Genomic DNA, 1,091 nt, shown 5'->3' on the forward strand with positions numbered 1-1,091 from the left:
GAACCGCGACATTTTATAAGACTAAAAATGTCGAAATAAATAATGGGGAAATGGGACTCAGTTCCAAAATCTAGTGATGAAAGTAAGTGTAACATCACTACATAAATTTATAATTCTCTAATTATGTAATGATGTTACGGCAAAAACAATGGTAATTATAAATCTTACTCTTAATAACTTATCGGAACTCCCTGCTCTCTCATACCTTTTTGATAGTTATAGCAATGATTACGAATATACCACAAGAGGAATTTTTCGTAGAAAAATTCCTCCAGCCTGCCCTATTTGCAGTGCTCCTATGGTTCATAACGGCTATAATCTATACATCAAAAAAGGTCTTGGAAAAATCAGCATTGGTCGATACAAATGCCAAAATTGTGGTAGTACAGACGAAGAAGATCATAGTTTTTGGGAAGGTCTGAAAACTTTACTTTTTGATTCATTTAATAATTTTTTCCAGGTGCTCAGATACCATAAAGTTTCTTATGATGGAATTTCTGATATAATGAGCTTCATATTTCCAAGATCAAGAAGCACTATTTTTAGAACATTCAACAAAGAAATGGAACAGGAAAATGTTCCAATTTTAGAAAATGTACATATGGTGCACTATGACGAACAGCATCCAAAAGAGGGACGTTGTCAGAAATACCGTTTAACATTACTGGATGCAAAAACTCAAAGAACAATAGCAGATGAACTTTTTGAGGATAAAAGTTCAGAAACCATCAAAACGTTTCTACGAAAAAATCTAGATACATCAGAACCTGTGTTTATTGTTACGGATTTTGATAAGAGATACCCAGATATTTTAAAGGAAGTTTTTGGGGATAAGTTAGTGCATCAATACTGTTTGATGCACTTAAACAAGCTTATAGTTAGCGATTTTCCGAAGAAAACAACAATTGAACAGGAACTATTAAAATACAGGTTATTGAATATATTTTACAATCGTGAAAATGAGATTAAATTCCTGGAAAAAATTCTATCTGAAGAACTTAACGTAATTATGAATGAAGAAAAGCATCAAGAATGGAGTATAAAGGCAAAAAAGGAATTTAACCGATTTAGATATAAATTGAAGCTAGAAA

At 31.8% G+C, this 1,091-nt stretch carries 1 protein-coding gene; it reads left to right on the top strand.

From position 1 onward, the window contains the following. Positions 1 to 148: 148 nt before the first annotated feature. The coding region (locus ASJ81_RS13380) for an ISNCY family transposase (RefSeq protein ID WP_095642727.1) at positions 149 to 1,091 on the top strand (943 nt) is incomplete at its 3' end.

This window comes from Methanosarcina spelaei (assembly GCF_002287235.1).
In the GTDB taxonomy this organism is placed as follows: Archaea; Halobacteriota; Methanosarcinia; order Methanosarcinales; family Methanosarcinaceae; genus Methanosarcina; species Methanosarcina spelaei.